This window comes from Blautia sp. ZXY-1-B12, from assembly GCF_056339915.1.
This window is the reverse complement of sequence record NZ_JBWJVP010000173.1, coordinates 1-19,878: the sequence shown is the minus strand read 5'-3', so window position 1 is coordinate 19,878 and position 19,878 is coordinate 1. Positions and strand designations below refer to the sequence as shown.

Annotated in this window: 18 protein-coding genes and 1 pseudogene; 4 read left to right on the top strand and 15 right to left on the bottom strand. The window is 42.8% G+C overall.

What is annotated here, in order from left to right:
* Positions 1-384: response regulator (locus AC075L_RS09645; protein WP_476387572.1), on the bottom strand; the 384-nt coding region annotated here is incomplete at its 3' end.
* Between the two features lie 353 nt (positions 385-737).
* Here AC075L_RS09645 and AC075L_RS09640 point away from each other — a divergent pair.
* The 3 genes from AC075L_RS09640 (at position 738) to AC075L_RS09630 (ending at position 3,589) form a co-directional block, all read left to right on the top strand.
* Positions 738-1,157, top strand: coding sequence for a hypothetical protein (locus AC075L_RS09640; RefSeq protein ID WP_055060095.1), 420 nt, complete (start codon positions 738-740; stop codon positions 1,155-1,157).
* Positions 1,158-1,314: 157 nt separating this feature from the next.
* Positions 1,315-2,571 (top strand): protein kinase domain-containing protein, encoded by a 1,257-nt coding sequence (locus AC075L_RS09635; RefSeq protein WP_118569512.1) that lies wholly within the window; start codon positions 1,315-1,317, stop codon positions 2,569-2,571.
* A 40-nt stretch (positions 2,572-2,611) separates the two neighbouring features.
* Entirely contained in the window at positions 2,612-3,589 is a 978-nt protein-coding gene (locus AC075L_RS09630) for a tetratricopeptide repeat protein (RefSeq protein WP_118569513.1), read from the top strand.
* 58 nt (positions 3,590-3,647) lie between these two features.
* Here the strand turns inward: AC075L_RS09630 and AC075L_RS09625 are convergent, their stop codons facing one another.
* The 3 genes from AC075L_RS09625 to cobI form a co-directional block, all read right to left on the bottom strand.
* Positions 3,648-4,379: an ABC transporter permease gene (locus AC075L_RS09625; RefSeq protein ID WP_025578870.1), complete on the bottom strand. Its 732-nt coding sequence runs from the start codon at positions 4,377-4,379 to the stop codon at positions 3,648-3,650.
* Between the two features lie 73 nt (positions 4,380-4,452).
* Positions 4,453-5,295 carry an ABC transporter ATP-binding protein gene (locus AC075L_RS09620; RefSeq protein WP_270434717.1) on the bottom strand — a complete coding sequence of 281 codons (843 nt, stop codon included), beginning with the start codon at positions 5,293-5,295 and terminating at the stop codon, positions 4,453-4,455.
* Complete coding sequence (cobI, locus tag AC075L_RS09615) at positions 5,292-5,987, bottom strand: precorrin-2 C(20)-methyltransferase (RefSeq protein ID WP_008706308.1); 696 nt, start codon at positions 5,985-5,987, stop codon at positions 5,292-5,294. The genes AC075L_RS09620 and cobI overlap by 4 nt, the downstream gene beginning before the upstream one ends.
* 245 nt (positions 5,988-6,232) lie before the next feature.
* Between cobI and AC075L_RS09610 the strand changes: the two genes are divergently transcribed.
* Complete coding sequence (locus AC075L_RS09610) at positions 6,233-6,751, top strand: hypothetical protein (protein WP_022380025.1); 519 nt, start codon at positions 6,233-6,235, stop codon at positions 6,749-6,751.
* An 80-nt stretch (positions 6,752-6,831) separates the two neighbouring features.
* On the opposite strand, the gene AC075L_RS09605 is transcribed toward AC075L_RS09610, so the two are convergent.
* The 11 genes and pseudogenes from AC075L_RS09605 to AC075L_RS09555 all read right to left on the bottom strand — a co-directional run.
* Positions 6,832-8,142, bottom strand: coding sequence for an alpha-L-fucosidase (locus AC075L_RS09605; protein ID WP_008706305.1), 1,311 nt, complete (start codon positions 8,140-8,142; stop codon positions 6,832-6,834).
* Between the two features lie 128 nt (positions 8,143-8,270).
* Positions 8,271-10,772, bottom strand: coding sequence for a transglutaminase domain-containing protein (locus AC075L_RS09600; RefSeq protein ID WP_118409154.1), 2,502 nt, complete (start codon positions 10,770-10,772; stop codon positions 8,271-8,273).
* Positions 10,772-11,518, bottom strand: a complete 747-nt coding sequence (locus AC075L_RS09595; protein ID WP_118409177.1) for a copper homeostasis protein CutC — start codon at positions 11,516-11,518, stop codon at positions 10,772-10,774. Before AC075L_RS09595 ends, AC075L_RS09600 begins: the two co-directional genes overlap by 1 nt.
* 98 nt (positions 11,519-11,616) lie before the next feature.
* On the bottom strand, positions 11,617-12,378 hold the full coding sequence (locus AC075L_RS09590) for a DeoR/GlpR family DNA-binding transcription regulator (protein WP_025578860.1): 762 nt from the start codon (positions 12,376-12,378) through the stop codon (positions 11,617-11,619).
* 101 nt (positions 12,379-12,479) lie between these two features.
* Positions 12,480-13,455: pseudogene (locus AC075L_RS09585) on the bottom strand (ABC transporter ATP-binding protein).
* 3 nt (positions 13,456-13,458) lie between these two features.
* On the bottom strand, positions 13,459-14,448 hold the full coding sequence (locus AC075L_RS09580; protein WP_022380021.1) for an ABC transporter ATP-binding protein: 990 nt from the start codon (positions 14,446-14,448) through the stop codon (positions 13,459-13,461).
* A gap of 12 nt (positions 14,449-14,460) precedes the next feature.
* Complete coding sequence (locus tag AC075L_RS09575) at positions 14,461-15,360, bottom strand: ABC transporter permease (protein ID WP_055054017.1); 900 nt, start codon at positions 15,358-15,360, stop codon at positions 14,461-14,463.
* A 13-nt stretch (positions 15,361-15,373) separates the two neighbouring features.
* Positions 15,374-16,294, bottom strand: a complete 921-nt coding sequence (locus tag AC075L_RS09570; RefSeq protein WP_055060088.1) for an ABC transporter permease — start codon at positions 16,292-16,294, stop codon at positions 15,374-15,376.
* A gap of 213 nt (positions 16,295-16,507) precedes the next feature.
* Positions 16,508-18,118, bottom strand: a complete 1,611-nt coding sequence (locus tag AC075L_RS09565; protein ID WP_020993649.1) for a glutathione ABC transporter substrate-binding protein — start codon at positions 18,116-18,118, stop codon at positions 16,508-16,510.
* A 391-nt stretch (positions 18,119-18,509) separates the two neighbouring features.
* Positions 18,510-19,370 carry a mechanosensitive ion channel family protein gene (locus tag AC075L_RS09560; protein WP_118409153.1) on the bottom strand — a complete coding sequence of 287 codons (861 nt, stop codon included), beginning with the start codon at positions 19,368-19,370 and terminating at the stop codon, positions 18,510-18,512.
* A gap of 307 nt (positions 19,371-19,677) precedes the next feature.
* Positions 19,678-19,878, bottom strand: a 201-nt coding sequence (locus AC075L_RS09555) for a DUF1294 domain-containing protein (RefSeq protein WP_476387571.1), incomplete at its 5' end; no start/stop codon positions are given.

Below are 19,878 nucleotides of genomic sequence, written 5' to 3'. Positions count from 1 at the left end.
CATCTTGTCGTGCAGCGCAATCGTACTCTCAACGCGATGAAAAACTGTCATTGCATCAAATGGACGCGTAAAGTAATCACTTGCTCCCAGTCCATAAACCCGTCGGATGCTCTCTCCGGAAGTCTCTGATGAAATACAGATAACAGGCAGCATATCCAGCCATTGCTTTGCCTTCATAACAGCAAGTACCTGATAACCATCCATCACCGGCATGATCAGGTCAAGGAGCACCAGCTTAAAATCCTTATGGCATCTTTCAAGGATTTCAACTGCCTGCTTTCCATTTTCAGCTTCACAGATATCATATTTATCTTCCAGCATACAGGAAAGGATTTCTCTGTTTAATTGTGAATCATCAACGATTAATATCTTTGACTTACTCATATAATGTATGCCCTTTCTTCTGTTATTATGGCTGTGTGAAAATTTAACCGGACAGATGTCAAAAACAGCTGCTCGGTTATGCATAATTCAAGTATATCATTCAAAGGATAAAAGTCAATAATTGGAAATATCGTTTTATCGCTGTTCACCGGTAAAAGTTTTACGGAGAACAGAGTGAATAGCAACGTTTTCATACACTGTCAGTATATAATTCCCCGTTTTCTCTTTACAAAGATTCACTTTGAGATATATAGTACATATATAATGTCAGGTTAAGAATGTTTTAGCACTGACATCATATCCACGAATTTTAAGGAAGTTATTGCCGGATACAGTAACTTAAAGGGGAAATTATGACTAAGAAACTAAGCACAAATGATATCTTTGCCAAAATTGAAAAAGGAGAACCGGTAGATGTAAAAGAAGTAGAATTTGTTTCTCCTGATACAATGAGGGATAAACTATATGCCAAGATCACAGAAATGCCTTCCAGCATTAATCATTTTGCAGATCTGTGTGGTATTTATCCTTCCCATCTTCATGAATTTCTGAAAGGAACCAAGAATCTCGGACGGGACAAACTGATCATCGTCTGTATCGTTCTGAAATTAAATCTCAGGGAAACCAGAGAAGTATTAAAATGTACACTGCAATCTGACTTTTATCCAAAAAACCAGAGAGATTTTATTATTATGTCAGGTATTAAAGCACATAGAAGTGTAGATGACATCAATGAACTTCTCATGAACAATGGACTTTCTATCTTATCCTGATTTATTGCTCATCTTATTCCTGCAGCAACGGGAATTGCTATATATTTTTCACAGAAAATCATTTATATTTTGATCCGGAAGTGATACAATGTATTACAGCTGACACGATCACTTACCGAAAAACGCGCCTGTTTTCTTCTCAGAGAGCAGGCGTTATATGTATTTACAGCAATATGAGGTTTCTATGACTATTTTAGATTATTTCTATCCCAGGCTTAAAAATTATATTGATTTTGATTTTACAGATCAGCTTTCTCCGCCCAGATTAAAAAAAGATGGAAATTACTATGCTACCTATGTTTCTGAAATCAGGCAGGAACACGCTGTCCTTTCGCCTGACAGATGCAGTGTAGTCCTGAAAGAGATTCCTGCTTCCTTAACTGAAATTTACAGAAAAATCAGTTCCAGATGGTCGCCTTATATCGAAACTGTGTATGGTGTTCTCTCAGAAAACGGACATTCTCTGGCAATCAACGAATTTATACAGAAACCCGCCTGCCTCAGTTATCCCACAAAGGAGCTTTCGGAAATGCGAAGCCTCACCCTGGAGGATTTTATTCTGAAAATGCGTACACTCTCCGAAAAAGAAGCACTTATTTTCCTTCTTCAGCTTTGCGAAGCTCTGGAAAATATTTCGGAACTTTCTCTGGTACATGGTGATGTTTCTCCTCAGAATATCCTGCTTACAGATGTCCTTCCCCTGAATTCCCAAAAGCAGCAGCCCACATCTTCCACCGGAAAAAGTATCACAGAACTATGCCGGAATGTAGCTGTGAAACTGATAGACTTTGATATTGCCAGAGAAGAAAAGGGGAGCCATCATATGGTCACTACCGTAGCAGGTACCAATCCCTATGCTGCACCGGAGATTCTGGATTACCAGACACCTACAGACAGAGTCGATATCTATTCTCTCGGATGTGTTTTTGCCTTTATGCTCACCGGTAAATCACCTAAACAGATGAGCAGAGAAGAATTTCAAAGCAGTCTGTCTAAATCAGTCCGCAAAATAATCAATAAATGTACTGCCGATTATTCCAGAAGATATAAGGATATTACACATTTGAAAAAAGATATTTCCGCTCTTTTGTCCACTTCCACAATGCCTGTTCCGGAATTTTTTCACATACTGCCAGGTCTTCGGAGTGGAAAACCATTGGAAATATGTATTTTTTCCCTGATTTACTGTGCACTTTTTCATCTTCTGATATTCCTGATCTGCCCCTCACCTTCACTTGCCTGGATCCTTCCTGCAGTAGCAGTTTCTGTAATCCTGACTACTGATGTTTTTCATCTTGGCAGACACTTTGCCTTTTATCAGCTTTGCCTTGAACAGCAGCCTGAATGGTGTTATCTTTTTAAGTTTCTGATCGGATTTGTGCTGCCGTTTACTGTTTTGAGAATGATATCATAAAAAACTTATAGAATTGCTATAAGCAAAGAGGTTATACATTATGGATTCATCTGTTATAGAAATTCTGAAAAGACAGCAGATACTGGAGACATTTAAATCCTCCGGATATGAAAAAGAAACAGAAATCAACTCCACACAATACGGTCAGAATATTCTCAGAGTCTGCCGGACATCTTCCTTTAAACGAAACAAATACAGGAAAAGGCTTACCGCTGCCTGTGCTTTTGCCATTGCAGCCGCTCTGTTTTCCGCTGCAAATGTGGGATATATATGGATAAGAAACGGAATTGCCACCTCTAATGCACGTCCTGCTTACCTGGAGCCTGATCCTGACGTAGACAACTCTTCCGATGACTATTACTCCACTTCTGTTCCACGTGCAGAGGCAGCCATGGAAGCAGGGGACTATACAAATGCAAAAAAGATACTGGACTCCAAAAAGGAAAGAAATGAAAACACCTTCGCCGGTGCCCTGACTTATTCAGAACTTTATAATAAGACAGGAGATTATGATAATGCCGCCCTGGTGATTCTTAATTTTCTGGACAAACATTACCCGCCTGTCAATATCCATTCTCAAAGTCCGCTTTATACAGACCTTCAGGATATTAAGGGGGAACTGTCTCCGGATGTACAGGAACGATACGATACATGCATGACAGAATGTAAAGCATCTGCTGCATTTTATGATCATCTGGATTCCCTTGTCAAACGGGAAGATTACCAGACTGCTCTGGATCTGTGCAATTCCCGGAAACAGGAAGGTGCTTTTGATTCCACGCTTTTTACTTATTACGATTACTGTTATATGGGACTTGAAAAATACGAAGAATTCGCAGATTATCTCATGGAAATCATTAAGAACTACCCTTCTGATGTCTATTCCATGATAAAAGTACCGTCAGATGATGCTGTGACTTCAGGTATAAACAAAGTTTATCCTTATCTCTCTGCTGAAAAAAAGAGAGAAATTGATAATCTTCATGTTCTCACAAATACCGCTGATACTTCTGAGTAGCAGTCAGTCGGATACAAAATAAGTCAGGGAGGAGCACAGGCTCCTCCCTGTCAGTCAGTTACAGGTTTTTCTTCTTATAAATAAACCATGATGCTGCTACAGTAAACACCAGCAGATAAAGAAGCAGAATCCCAATACCAGTGTAATTCACCGCCTCACCTGATGAAATGCTTCTCATCAGATGGCTGGTCTGGGATAATGGCAAGGCTGATACAAACTTGCCTATAAATCCCGGAAGTTTCTCTGTTGAGAAAAAGGTGTTACACAAATATGCCATAGGCATAATGATATAATTGGAAAACCTCGGCACGTCTGCGTGATTTTTTGCCAGAAAGGAGACCACCACGCCGATGGCTGAGAATACTGCTCCGTTCAGGAACATCACCAGAAAGGACCATCCGTTGAAGATCAGTCCTGTCTCAATAGGTGCTGTAAGAAGCAGTATGATTCCTCCTGCATACAGACCACGCAGACTTCCCCCGATGATCTGTCCGGCAATAAACTGCCATAATGGTGTGGGGGAGATCATCACCTGATCAAAAGCCTTCTCATACAGTCTCTGTACGTTTAGGTTCTGCGCAATGGCGTTGAAGCTTCCGTTCATAGTTGTCAGTGATACCACACCCGGAATCAGAAAATTCAGGTATGGCTGTCCATGAGAAGTGGTCTGGATTCCCATTCCGAATACGATCAGATACATTAGCGGTGCGATCATTGCCGCCAGCGTGATCTTATAGAAGTCCCGGCGGAATTCTACCCACTTCTCCCATAATATTGTTATAATTCCCATACATTTTTCTCCAGATTATTCTAACTTTTTTCGCAGCCTCCGCAGGGGACTTCCCTGATTCAGTTAATATCTGCTATTTTGAAATCAAATGTTTCCCGGCTCTTTCTACAAAGACGTCTTCCAGTGTTGTCTCACGAAGAGACGCCTGCCCTGTAAGCTCTTCCAGATACCGGATTGCTTCCTGTCGTGTATGGAAATAGTGATTCTGTGTTCCATCTGCTGTCATCTCGTCTACTGCATAAGCACCAAGACTTTCGATCAGTGCTGACGGAGTACTTACCTCCTCCAGCTTTCCATGGTCCATCAATGCCACACGATTGCAAAGACTCTGTGCTTCTTCCATATAATGCGTAGTCAGCAGGATCGTCAGATTCTTCTCGTTAAGTTTACGCAGAAGATTCCACATCTGTCTTCTGGAAAGAGCATCCATACCTGCTGTGGGTTCATCCAGAAGCAGGATCTCCGGATCTGTCAGGAGTGCCCGGCAGACCATCAGCTTACGCTTCATTCCACCTGAAAGCTTACGGACTGTACGCTTGCGGAATTTCAGCAGGTCACAGAACTCCAGAAGCTCCTCTGTTCTTTCCTTTATCTGCTTTCTGGGCATAAAATAGAGACGGCCCTGATATTCCATGATCTCATCCATATTCATATCCTGACGCATAGAATATTCCTGGGTGATCACACTGATTTTTCTTTTCAGATCAGGACGTTGTCTCGTAAGCTGCTGACCGTCTATGAGGATTTCTCCCTTTGTTGGAAGAAGAAGGGTTGAGAGCAGGCTGATGGTCGTTGTCTTGCCTGCTCCGTTTGGTCCGAGAAGACCAAAAAACTCACCTTTTTCAATTTTCAGGTTCAGGGAATCCACTGCTATAAAATTGTCAAAGGTTTTTGTCAGATCTCTGGTTTCGATCATAATCCTCCATCCTGTTCCTTTGCAATGATCAGAGAATAATAGCCTGCATCATCCGGAATTTCTTCTACACTGTTGTAAATATGCTCATCCGGCATTCCACAGTTCTCCACCATACGGATATTGCGTCCGCTTTTTGCCAGAATTTCCTTTACCTGATTCATCTTTTTGCCGGATTTCATCAGCACATAGGTTCCCGGCTGATCAAGTTCACTGTCAAGGCGGTGAACTGCAGGCTGTACATGAAGAGGCTGGTTCCACTCTGTAAGCGGGATATTCAGGCGTGCTGCTGTTGCGCAGAAGGAAGTGATGCCGCTTACCAGTCTTGTCTCATATCCATCTGCTTCTACTCTCTTCTGCACATATGAAAATGTTGAATAGATAGTCGGATCTCCAAGTGTCAGAAATACTACATTCTTACCTGTATCAAGTGCTGCTTCCAGCGCCTTGGCTCCTTTTTCATGGTTCAGTTCCAGTTCTGCCTTATCGTGTGTCATTGGCATATAGATTGGCAGAAGTTCTTTGTCTGCAAGCTCAGGTACTGCCTGTACTGCGATCTTATATGCAACTGTTTCACGCACCTCTGCGCCCGGTACTGCAATAATATCATTCTCTTTGATCAGGCGCACTGCCTTTAATGTCATAAGTTCCGGATCTCCGGGGCCAACTCCTACTCCGTATAAAATTCCTCTCATTACCATATCCTCCTGTGATTTGCATATATATTTTTATGATATCAGAATTGCAGGAGCTGCTTCGCAGCAAAGCAATTCACAGATATTCATTTATTGTGCTCACTGTTCACTACGTTCTCAATGATGTTGCGTGCGGACAGTACTTTTTATTATACTAAAACAGGATAACTTTTTCAACAAAGTATTGACAATTAATTTCAATTGTGGGATGATGAAAATTATCGAATTTAAGTGAGGAAAGAAATATGAGAAAGATTTTTGCAGTTCTGGCAGCTTTGATCTGCTGTCTGTCAGTATGGACTTCTGTTCCTGCTGCACAGGCTTTCACTCTTGATAAAGAAGATGGGGAGTATTCCATCCAGGTAGAGCTGGAAGGCGGAAGCGGCAAAGCCAGTGTCACTTCACCGACTTTGATCACTGTGAAAAACGGCGAAGTAACTGCCGATATCCAGTGGAGCAGTTCTAATTATGACTACATGATCGTTGACGGTAAAAAATATCTCCCTGTCAATGAGGAAGGAACGAATTCTGAATTCCAGATCCCGGTTACCATTATGGATGAGAGCATGCCGGTAATCGCAGACACTACCGCCATGGGTACCCCTCATGAGATCAATTATACCCTGACTTTCTATTCCGATTCCATCGGTTCCAAAAGCCAGATGCCGCAGGAAGCAGCGAAACGTGTTGTTGCTGTTGCACTTGTTATTATCGTAGGCGGTGGGATTCTGAATTATTTCGTAAACAAGAGAAACCGATGCTGAACCAGGCAGACACCTGCATCTCAGTTCGGTTAAGAAATACAAAAAAGCTGCCATACGGCAGCTTTTTGTATTCTATATCTTTATTCAGCCATCTCCACTTCCAGCACATAGTCTACAGGATCCGGCAGTACAGGATCCGGACCAAGGTCAACAAATGCGATATCCGGATAATCGCTGTGTACCCATAAAGTAGAGATCGGCACTTCATGTCCGTCATCCAGGGCACGTACTTTCACAATCTTATTCTTATCAAATCCGATCAGCGGCAGTGGTCCTAATGTATTCTCATAAATATGGACATAATACTTGTTTCCATTTCTGGTGATACGTCCGTAATCCGGTTTCGGGATATCTGCTGCCGGAGCGCATCCATAGATACTGTCATGGTTCTTATCCATCCAGCGTCCGATTTCCGACAGAATCGCAGAGGACTCTTTCGGGAATTTACCTTTCGCATCAGGTCCTACGTTCAAAATCATATTTCCACCTTTGGAAACGCACTCTACCAGCTTCTTGATCAGCATGGAAGCAGGTTTGTAATAGTGGTCATTTGCGCAGTAGCCCCAGTTATTGTTCATGGTGAAGCATGCTTCCCATACCATCGGATTCCCTTCTTTGTCGCAGATTCCTTCCGGCGGGATGATCTGTTCCGGGCTTATAAAATCGCCATGATACGGTGTCGGATCGCATTCATACAGAGATCCTCTTCCCTCACCACTGACTTCCAGACGGTTATCAATGATGATTCCCGGCTGTAATCTGCGGACCATATCTATCAGTCTGGTTGCTCCCCATTTCTCGCCTCGCATATCGTCATAGGAAAAGTCAAACCACATAATATCGATTTTTCCATAATTTGTGCAGACCTCTTCCACCTGATTGTACATATACTCTATATAACGAGAAAAATCTCTGTTTTCATTACTGCATTCCGGATGGTTTCTCATAGGATGGATGCGGTCTCCGTAATGAGGATAGTCCGGATGATGCCAGTCAAGTAAGGTGAAATACAGACCGACTTTCAGACCTTCTTCGCGAAGAGCTTCCACATATTCTTTGATCAGATCTCTTCCTGCAGGTGTATTGGTAACTTTATAATCTGTGTATTTACTGTCAAATAAACAGAAACCATCATGGTGTTTTGCAGTCAGAACCACATATTTCATACCTGCTGCCTTTGCCTCTTTTGCCCACTGTTTCGGATTATAGTCTCTGGCATCAAATTCTTTCATAAACGGAAGGTATTCTTCCTCAGGCATCTCCTCTGTACTGCGTACCCATTCTCCTCTTGCAGGAATAGAATATAATCCCCAGTGGATAAACATTCCGAAACGGGCATCCTGATACCATTTCATACGTTCTTCATATTCTTTTCTGTTAAACTGATACATGATTTTTTATCTCCTTTATGTAAATGCAAATTCAATATCCAATCCTTTACATCTATATAATAATGTAATCCGGCAATACCAGAAGATGCTCACAGGTGTCATCTCCGGACATCTTATTTATCGCTCTGTTACATTAATCTAAGCAGCATATCCCCGGTTCCTACATTGTAACCGCTGGTCGCATAAATCCCATTCAGGGTTCCATTCGTCACAATAATCAGCGGAAGTTTGTCCGGATCTACGTACATACGCCTTCCCAGAGTATTGATAATCTCTGAGAAATCATCATAATAAATCTGAATATTTTTTAACTTTGCAAGTGCTTTGGACAGTGTCGGTGTCTCCAGTGCTTCTTTGCTTCTCACTACAAAAATAATCTGCTCTGCATATCCTGCGAAAGCCTCTTCCTGCTCCATCATTTCATTTAAGATATGCTCAGTAGGCTCTTTTTCTTCTTCCAGAAACATCAGGATATGTTTTCCGTCTGCTGTAAGGTCAGATGCTTTCACCTCTGTACCATCCTCAGTTTTCAGCATAAATTCCGGCATGGAAATATTCTCCAGCATATCCTCCAGATCTGCTTTCCTGAGTACCAGCTCGATCTCCTTTGTCTCTCCGGGCTGAATTTCAAAATGATATTCATTTGCAAACATATTTCCATTTGGAAGTCTGTTTGAAGTAAGAATCCTGTAGTTTCCGGATTCCAACGGCAGATTCAGGATCTGATCTTCGAAATTCTCTGCTCCCAGTTTCAGTGATGTATATCTTCCATTCTCCAGTTTTGCAATACTCCAGTTCTGGAAATATTTCCACTGTACAGTCTCTCCTGCTTTCAGGATCAGAGTACAGTTCTTCTCTGTTCTTGCAAGCACAGGAACGAATCTTCCGTTTTCCATATATTCCATAGAACGATCATGTGGATTCAGTCTTGCCGCTACTCCAAGGGTTCTCGCTATTGCAACAAACAGGATTTTCTTTGACAGGAAGCTTCCTGTACAGGTCCTTATGCATCCTGCCGGTGTTGTGATCACACTGGAACGCTCTTTCTCCGGTCTGGAAACAATTGCCTTCTCGATCAGATTCCAGATTCTGGAAGGATCATCTCTCAGCTCCTGTTTCTCAGCTCTGGAAAAATGCTTCTTAATCTCTCTTCTGTATTTCTGAAGAACTTCATCATCTACTCTTGGATTTAACACATAAGATACAAAGGTATCCTTTTTCATCATACCATGATATGGGATTGCCAGCTCCAGGTGTTCCTCCAGAACGTCACTGATACAGTCAGTTCTGTCTTTCTCTGTGAGAACCCTCAGGAGATCTTCTCTGTATGAGGCAGCAATGGCTTCTTCTATCCTGTTTACCTTTTTTTCCAAGAAACGTTCACATTCCGGATTTGACCAGTTTCTTACTTTCTGCTCTCTGTGTGCATTGGCTGCTGTCAGACGCTTATTTCCCTTCGCCTTCTGTTCTAAAGTCGGCATGTCTGTGTTTACAGGTGCATCATGAGGAGCAAATATATCTGCTGCTGTCCACTTTTCTGATTCGCCGTCATTTCTTTTATCCTGCGATACCAGACAAAGTTCACAGTTATCTTCTTTCTCAGTGTTCATAACTGTTTCCGCATAGAACCACTCGCCGTCAGAACACATTCTTGCGGAAATATGCAGACTTCCAAGTCCTGTTGTCAGTCTGGCAGTTCCCTTACTGTCTGTTTTCTTCTCTGCAATCGGTGCATACTCTGAATAGTTCAGTACCTCAAAGGAAACCTCAGCTCCCTCTGCGGGTGACCCCTGCGTATCCTTTACTGTTACTGTAATTTCTTTGGTTACTGCATACCTCTTCAATTCATTCAGCATGGTCACCATACCATCTGTGCCGATCACCTCACCTTCCGGGATTTTGGTGTCAAACACACGTGAATGGATCATCATTGCTCTGGAAGAAGCGTTTGTAAACCATCCTTTATTCAGGATTTCTTCGGGCTCACAGGCTCCGAGGAAGTACCATTTACCGTCACACCAGATCTCTACCCAGGCGTGGTTGTCATCGCAGTGAGACCACTTCGGCGCATATACCTGACGGGCAGGTACGCCTACGCTTCGCAGTGCATTTACAGTGAATACAGACTCTTCACCACATCTGCCATTTCCTCTGCGATATACAGAAATCGCAGATAAAGTACGGTCATCTGTACAATGATAAGTAGCTTCTTCGGCACACCAGTAATTCACTTCCAACGCTGCTTCTCTGAAGTTCATTCCCTGTATTCTGCTTCCGATCTCTGCGCGGAAATAAGTTCTGCACTGTGCGATCTCCTCCTCATTTACTCTGTGAAACAGCACATAATTCAGGAAGATTTCTTCAGGAAGGTCTGCAACCTGCGGATTCTCTTTCCAGAGCCTCACACCATTCTCCGCATAGTCCAGAAATACTTCAAACGGATAATTGCCAATGTCACTGTACGGCATAAACGCATATAAATATTTACATGCAAGTGCCACTTCCTCTGTACATTTCTGTAATTTTTCGTCTACAGGCGCAAAAACCCGGGGCAGGTTTTTTGCCTGCTCCAGGTAATTCTCTTCAATTCGGCCCCTGTTCTCTTTTAAAAAAACTCTCGGTTCTGCCATTATAATTCCTCCAGAACTTTCTTTGCGGCACGGATATTATCTACATCCGTACGCCATATCTCATATTCGCTCAGCATCGGAAGTCCCATATTGACTCCTTCCTTGCGAAACTGCATCTCACTGTCAATGACTCTCTTTCCGGTCATATGATAAGCCCTAACTCCTGTAAGCGGATAAAGCTGGCGGATCACTTCTGCTCCCACGCCGCTTCCTGCCTGGATCGTGATACGTTCCTGACTCTTCTCTACCAGTTCCTTCAGCAGATCTGCCCCCTGCAGACATACATTACGCTGACCTGAAGTAAGGATCGTATTGATTCCCAGTGAGATTGCCTGTTCCATTGTTTCTATTGGATCCACACATACATCAAAAGCTCTGTGAAGAGTCACCGACATATCCCCTGCCGCCTCCATCAGCTCTTTCATCTGTTCCATGTTTAATGTGCCATCCGGCTTCAGCACCCCAAATACAACACCTTCGGCACCCATTTTCCTGAAATCTTCCACTGCATGCTTTATCATGGAAAATTCTGCATCTGTATAGCAGAAATCTCCAAAACGCGGACGGATCAAAGCATGGATCCTGATATCCGAACGCTTTCTTATTTCATCAAAAAGCCACGGTCCCGGAGTGGTTCCGCCGATGATCAGGTTACCGCAAAGTTCCAGTCTGTCTGCGCCTCCTTCAACCGCTGCCATAGCAGATTCTACAGAATCTACACAGGCTTCCAAAATATATTCTTTCACGTACTTGCCTCCATCTTTTTTCATTTAAGCCAGACAGATCATCCTTTCTGCTGACTGATTTAACCAGATCAGATAAGTCCCCCGAAGACTTACCTGCATCAGAACAATTTCACCCCGGCTCTCTCCAGTGTACTCACGATCGTATCATCTGGAAATTCATCCGTAACAATTCCGCTGATATCATCGAAGTATGCATATTTATAGGAATCATTGAAATAGAATTTATCCCTTTCCATAACAACATATTTATGTCTGCTGCTGTGCACGGCTGCTTTCTTTGTCAATCCGTCCTCTACCCCCAATGTAGTAATTGCACAATCAGTCATATCCACACCGCAGCTTCCTATAAATGCACGGTCAAAGCTATACTGTTTGATCACTTCTATCGTTGCAGCTCCCATAAATCCGTTTACTGTCTGGTACATTGTTCCCCCTGTACCGATTGCGGTAATGGATGGATTTGTGGCAAGGATCTGCAGGATATCTATCATATTACTTACCACTACCACACGCATATTTGACGCAGCAAGAAGCTTTGCCAGTTCAATATTTGTGGTAGAAATATCAAGGAAAATCGTTTCGTTATTCTTGATCAGTTTAAATGCTTTGGCTGCAATTGTTCTCTTTTTGTCAAGGTTAAACTGGCGTCTGTCTACTACGTCTCTTTTCAGCGGATAATCCTGTGAAAGGATTGCGCCGCCGTAGGTTCTCTTTAACTTACCGGCGTTTTCAAGAATCTTAAGATCTTTTCGGATACAGTCTTCTGTGACCTGAAACATCTCACTTAATTCCTTAACCTTGACTTTTCCGTTTTCACGAAGACATTTCTCTATTGCGCTTTGTCTTTCCTCAGTAAACATAGCCCCTCTTTCCTCATCCATTCATGATGACCTGTATCTCTCAGTGAATCCTGTTTTCTTCACTGTTCATCTTCAGGTGTAATATTGTTATTTCGGAATTCCTATTCTGTAAGTTCCGGATAATGACATTTTACAATATGACCCGGTGCAATTTCAACAGGTGTCGGCACCTGTGTCTTACATTTTTCTGTACAATGTGGGCAGCGTGTATGGAACAGACATCCGCTTGGCGGATTACTCGGACTTGGAAGATCACCTTTTAATGTAATACGCTCTTTCTTCACTTCCGGATCCGGGATCGGAACTGCGGAAAGAAGTGCTCTTGTATATGGATGTCTCGGGTTTGCATACAGTTCTTTCTTCGGAGCTGTCTCTACGATCGTACCCAGATACATAACACCGATCCTGTCTGAAATCATCTCAACGACACTCAGGTCATGGGAAATGAACAGATAGGTAAGATTAAAGTCTTTCTGTAACTGCTGCAGAAGATTTAATACCTGCGCTTGGATAGAAACATCAAGGGCAGATACCGGTTCATCTGCAATGATCAGCTTTGGCTGCACTGTCAGTGCTCTGGCAATTCCGATACGCTGGCGCTGACCACCAGAGAATTCATGTGGATAACGCTCTCCATGAGACGGACTTAATCCTACAGTGCCGAGAAGTTCATGTACTTTCTTAAGACGCTCTCCTGCACTCATATTTGTGTGGATCAGAAGTGGCTCACCGATGAGATCCTGAACTTTCATTCTCGGATTTAGGGAACCGTACCGGATCCTGGAAAACCATCTGAATATCAGAACGCAGCGGACGCATTTCTTTCTCGGAAAGTCTGGAGATTTCTTTTCCTTCAAACCAGATCTCACCGGAATCCGGTGTGATCAGATGATCGATCAGTTTACCTGTCGTAGATTTCCCGCATCCGGACTCACCTACCAGAGAGAAAGTTTCACCCGGATAGATATCGAATGATACATCATTTACAGCATGGACAAATTTCTTCTTGCTGAACATTCCTCCGTTTGCCTGGAATGTTTTCTTCATATTCTTTACTGATAATAACGGCTCGCTCACAGGTTACGCCTCCTTTCCAGTTTTGTTGAGCAGATGGCATCTGCATTTTCTGGTGCCTGCTTCGTTGATATCTGCAAGCTCCGGCTCCTGCTGATGACAGATATCCATTGCATATTTACATCTCGGTGCAAACTTACATCCTTTCGGCATTACGGACAGATCCGGTACGCTTCCCGGAATAGACGGAAGAGATTCCACACCACTTCCAAGTTTCGGTACAGAACCAATCAGCCCCTGTGTATATGGATGTTTCGGATCTGCAAAAAGTTCCTGCACAGGCGCTTCTTCTACAATTCGGCCGGCATACATAACAACAACTCTGGAACACATTTCAGCAACAACACCAAGGTCATGTGTGATCATCAGAATACCTGTATTCTTCTTTGCCCTGATGTCCTCCATCAGCTCCAGGATCTGTGCCTGAATGGTAACGTCAAGGGCTGTAGTCGGCTCATCCGCAATAAGAAGCTCCGGCTCACAGGACATTGCCATAGCAATCATAACACGCTGGCACATACCGCCTGAAAGCTGGTGCGGATAACTCTTTAATGTCATATCCGGTTCAGGGATACCTACTGATTTCAGTACTTCGAATGCTCTGTTGTGCGCTTCTTCTTTTGAGAAATTGTTATGGAGCAGGATTGCTTCTGTCAGCTGTTTCTCAATTCTCATACATGGGTTCAGAGAGTTCATCGGCTCCTGGAAGATCATGGCAACTTCACGTCCTCTGATCTTTCTCATGCCTTTTTTATCTTCTTTGAGAAGATCCTTGCCATTAAGCAGGATCTCACCGTTGGAAATCTTACTGTTACGTGCCAGAAGTTTCATAATGGAAAGGGAGGTTACGGATTTACCGCATCCGGACTCTCCTACCAGACCAAGAATCTCACCTGGCTGAATGGAGAAACTTACATTATTAACTGCTGTCACCCATGTTTTATCTCTTTTAAACTCCGTACGGAGGTTTTTTACTTCTAATAATTTTTCTGCCATGGTTTCTTCCTCCTAGTTCATCTTTGGATCCAGGGTATCTCTGAGACCGTCGCCCAGCAGGTTGAATGCCAGAACTGTAAGGAAGATCAGAATACCAGGGAACAGTACCATGTGAGGAGCTGTATTCAGATAGTTACGTCCTGTGGAAAGCATGGAACCCCAGTCAGGCTCTGTAACATTTGCACCGAATCCCAGGAAGCTTAAGGATGATGCAGCAAGGATTGCAGTGCCTACACGCATGGTAAAGTTAACGATCATAGACTGGATCGTACCAGGGAAAATATGTACAAACAGGATTCTTGTGTTTGAACATCCCAGGGAACGGGCAACCTCTACATAAGGAGCCTGCTTTACGGAAATCGTCGCGCTTCGTATGATTCGTGCGAAGGACGGCACTGTAAATACCGCAACTGCGATCATAACGTTTACCATACCCTGTCCGATGATGGCAACAACTGCGATAGCCAGCAGGATATCAGGGAAAGCGAAAAGTACATCACAGCATCTCATAATCAGGGCATCGATAATTCCGCCGTAGAAACCTGCGATCAGTCCAAGAACAACACCGATAGCCGTACCAATGATTGTCGCTGTCAGCGCGCATGTAAGAGAAAGTCTGGTACCAACCATCAGACGGGAGAAAACATCCTGTCCGTATTCATTGGTTCCCCAAATGTGGGTTGCGCTTGGCCCCTGCATCATAGCTGTGTAATCCGGTGCCTGCGGATCATACGGAACTACATACGGTCCGATGATTGCCATTAAGATAATAAAAACTATAAATGCCAGAGAAATCACTGCTGTTTTTCTCTTCATGAATTTCTTGACAAATTCTTTGAACTTGCTCTGTGCCTTAGGGAGTTCTTCGGCAGCAGCAAGGTTAATATTTGATGTTGTGTTCTTATCTGCCATCTTCTCTCCTCCTCTACTCATAACGTACTCTTGGGTTAATCACGCCATAAAGAACATCTACGATCAGGTTGATCAGGATATATTCTGTAGCAAAGAACAGCAGTAATGCCTGAACAACTTTGTAATCTCTCATCTGGATGGAGTCTACCAGAAGACGTCCAAGTCCGGGAATGGAGAATACTGTCTCTGCCATAACAGATCCGGAAAGAAGACCACCGATCTGAAGTCCGGCTACTGTTACGATCTCGATCAGAGAGTTCTTAAATGCATGGCGCATAACAACCAGTGATTCAGAAAGACCTTTGGCGCGTGCGGTACGCACATAGTCCTCACGCATGGTCTCAAGCATGGAAGATCTGGAAAATCTGGCAAGTACGGCCATGATTCCTGCTCCCATTGTAAGTGATGGAAGAATATAGCTCTTCCAGGTTTCCAGTCCACTGGTTGGAAGCCATCCCAGGCTTACTGAGAAAAGCTGGATTAATTCCAGACCTAACCAGAAACTTGGAACAGATATACCTGCGATTGCTATGATCATACCTACATAATCAAGAATTCTGCCATGAAATACGGCAGCGATGATACCGATCGCAATACCGATGATCGCAGCCCATATCATGGATGAGAATGTCAGCATGATAGTTGGTTTCAGTCTTGGTGCGATTGTCTCTACTACGGTTTTACCGTTTTTGATAGAGCTTCCCAGATCTCCTGTAAAAAGACCTTTCATATATTTGCCATACTGTACAAGTAGTGGCTCATCCAGTCCCAGCTGTTCACGTACAACTGCCACATCTTCCTTTGTTGCATCCTGACCGGCTACCAGTCTTGCCGGGTCACCGGGAATCATATGGATAAACATAAATACTACGAATGAGATAACCAGAAGCAGCGGGATCGTGCTTATCAAACGTTTACCTAAATAACGTCCCATATTTTTCCTCCTTATCATTTTCTTACCTGTTGTTTATATTTGATGCTTTATAGTCGGAGAACTGCCATAGTGAATCTTATGGCAGTTCTCCGGTTTGAACATCCTTGTCCTGTATTCATACTGCTGTATCGGCAGTATTTTTATGGAATTGCTGCAATTTCAGATCAGGCAGCCAGATTTATGTTCTTCGCAGCCTGTTCTCAAACAAATTACTTACTGTGCTAAAGTTGCATTTGCGAAGTTAAATGCTCCGTCCGGAGATACATATACGCCAGACAGATAAGATTTTGTAGAATAGATGATCTGGTCATTGCCAAGGAATAACCACGGGCATGCTTCCCATGCGATCTTCTGAGCATCGCTATAGTATTTAGCCTGTTCTTCTTCGTTAGCTGTTGCAAGACCTTCATCCATATCTTTATCAAAATCAGCATCGTTGAAATATGCTGTGTTTGCACTTGTAGGAGGGCACATTGTGCTGTAAAGCAGGGAACGTAAAGAACCATCCATTGTGAAGTCAGATGCAGACCAGTTTACATACCACATATTGATCTCAGCATCTTCTTTGTCAACATAAATCTTGTCACTTACAGTTGCAGGCTCCATTGGCTGAACGTCAACTTCGATACCAATCTGAGCAAGCTGCTGGGAAATAAATGTCATACCTTTGATTTCCTGTGTTGTGTTATCGCCCCACAGAGTAAGTTTGAATCCGTCTTCGTATCCGGCTTCTTTCATAAGTTCTTTTGCTTTGTCTACATCATATGTGTAAGCTTCCTGCTCTTCATATCCGCCGATAATAGATGGAACTACAGATGTAGCTGGTTTTCCGTATCCGGAATACATTAACTGGATGTATGCATCTTTGTCGATTGCATAGTTCATAGCCTGACGTACTTTTACATCAGAAAGCTGTTCCAGATCCATGTTCAGAGTTACATATCTCATGATGTTGGAGTCTGTTGTAAGGATATTTACATCGTCTGTTCCTTTGATTGCTTCGATCTGGTCAGACGGTGTAGGATAGATGAAGTCTGCTTCACCTGTCTGAAGCATAGCTGTACGTGCACCTGCTTCCGGAACCTCTTTGATTGTTACAGTGTCAACGCCCGGTTTGTCTCCCCAATAATCATCATTGCGCTTAAAGCTTGTGTGGTCTCCCTCTTCCCATTCTGTACATACATATGGGCCGGTTCCGCATGGATGGTTCATGATATCATTGCCATACTCTTCAAGAGCTGCAGGGCTGATGATACAGAACTGTGTCAGACGGTTGATAAATGGTGCCCATGCCTGTGTCAGTTTGATAACCAGTGTGTAATCATCCGGTGTTTCAATGCTGTCTACACGAGGTGTTTCAGATCCGTCTTCGTTAGTTACGATAAATGTTCTTCTTTGACGAAGGTTGTTGTCTTTGTTAACTACACGATCGTAGTTTGCTTTAACTGCTGCTGCATTGAAGTCTGTTCCGTCCTGGAATTTAACGCCCTGACGAAGTTTGAAAGTATAAGTAAGAGAGTCATCGGAAACTTCCCATGATTCAGCAAGTTTGCCTGTTAATTCCTGGTTCTCATCAAAAGAAACCAGTGTCTCGTATACACCACGTGTAGCAGAGATTGCGTTTGTATCCGGAATGTTTGCCGGATCCATGGAGCTTACGCTTCCTTCGATTGCGATCACCAGATCATTGTCGGATGATTTGGAATCTTCATTTGTGGCTTTGAGAATATAGCCGTCATCATCTGCTGCAAATGCTGTAGCGGACATGGAAACTGTCATTACTCCTGCAAGAGCTGCTGCCATAACTTTTTTGTACATTTTCATAGTTTTCTCTCCTTTTCTTTCTGTACATTGTTACTTAGTTACAATCACGAAGTTAATTTTGGGTACAAAAAAAGTGTTTTTATATTTTTGCGTCTTTGCAATGTATAAAAATCGTGCAGCAATCCATTTACTTACATGCGCCTTTGCATCTTCATAAAAACACTTAGTTGTTTAACTTGACTCCAGTATAGCAATCTGTTGTCCTATTGTCAATTATTTTGTCGTATTTTATATTATTTTGGTGGTATTATACCAATATCTGACAGTGAAATTGGTATAAATCACCATCGATCAAGGATTATTTATTCTTGTTTGGTATTATTTGGCTATAATCTGTACAAACAATAAATCCTCTAAACCTTATAGTTGGTTCAGAGGACTTATGTTGTTATCATATCTGTTTCTTCACATGAACCTGTAACTGATTGTACGGGATTTCAATTCCGTTTGCATCAAATGCTTCTTTGATCAGTTCATTAAGCCGCCACCTGGCAGGCCAGTATTTCTCCGTAGCCACCCACACACGCAGGCCCATGACCACTGCGCTCTCTCCAAGCTCATCTACAAACACCACCATTCCCTGGTCGTCTTTCGTATCTTCATCATTATGAAGGATTTCTTCTAGGATTGCTTTTGCTTTCTTAATGTCTGAATCATAAGAAATTCCTACTTTGATCTCCAGCTTACGAAGATCTCTGGCAGTTACATTTGTAATAATGCTGCCGGACAGCGTTCCATTTGGGATTACAATGTGTTTGTTATCTATGGAAATCAGAGTTGTATAACAGATTTCTATTTTGTATACAGTTCCTTCGCACCCATTCTGCTGTGCGATAATGATATAATCCCCCACCTGAAATGGTTTGAAGATCAGAAGCATGATCCCGCCTGCGATATTTGCAAGGCCGCCCTGCAATGCAAGACCTACCGTTACACCGGCAGTACCAAGCAGTGCTGCAATAGAGGATTCCTTTACACCAAAATGAGTGGCAATGCTAAATACCAGCAAAATGTAAAGTACAATTCTCAACAGCGACCCTATAAACTGGATCACACCTTTGTCTACAGACGCACGCTCCATGGACTTCTTTATGAAAGAAACAAACCACTGGATCACTTTGCGCCCGCCCACAAATACCAGCAATGCCATTACTACTTTCAGTCCCAGTTTCGTCAAAGCCGGAAGATAGTCTGAAAAATACTGCTTATAGCTGTAATATAAACTTTTTGCCTCCTGAATTTCCTGTTCCAATATTTTTCACCTGCTCTCTTATATTTTTGTCATGTATTATTTTTCTGCCCTTCTTTCATTTAACAGGCAGCTTTTCATATAATATCAGGGTTAAAAGATGTCTTTCCCCTGACTTGATATCTACGAATTACTCCGCTGCTTTGCAGATCCCGCAATTCTCATATAAGAGTAGCATAACATACCTCATTCTCTGTAACAATCAATTTTATTCGGGCAAAAAAAGAAAGCGGACAATATATCCGCTTTACTGACACAGGATTTCACGCTCTGATGAGCTAAAATCAATATGCATTATTTATAAGGATTGCTATAAGCGCAGAATAATCCCCTCATTTCCCGAAAACAGAAAATAAATAATTAGTTGAATAATCAATATCGCCGGAACTCCTGTCTTAAATTTCGGCTTTCTTGTTTTATGATGAAATACCTTCATACCGGCCAGAGCTCCCACCGACCCTCCGATCACCGCCAGAAATATCAGCTGCGCTTCCGGTATGCGCCACTGTCC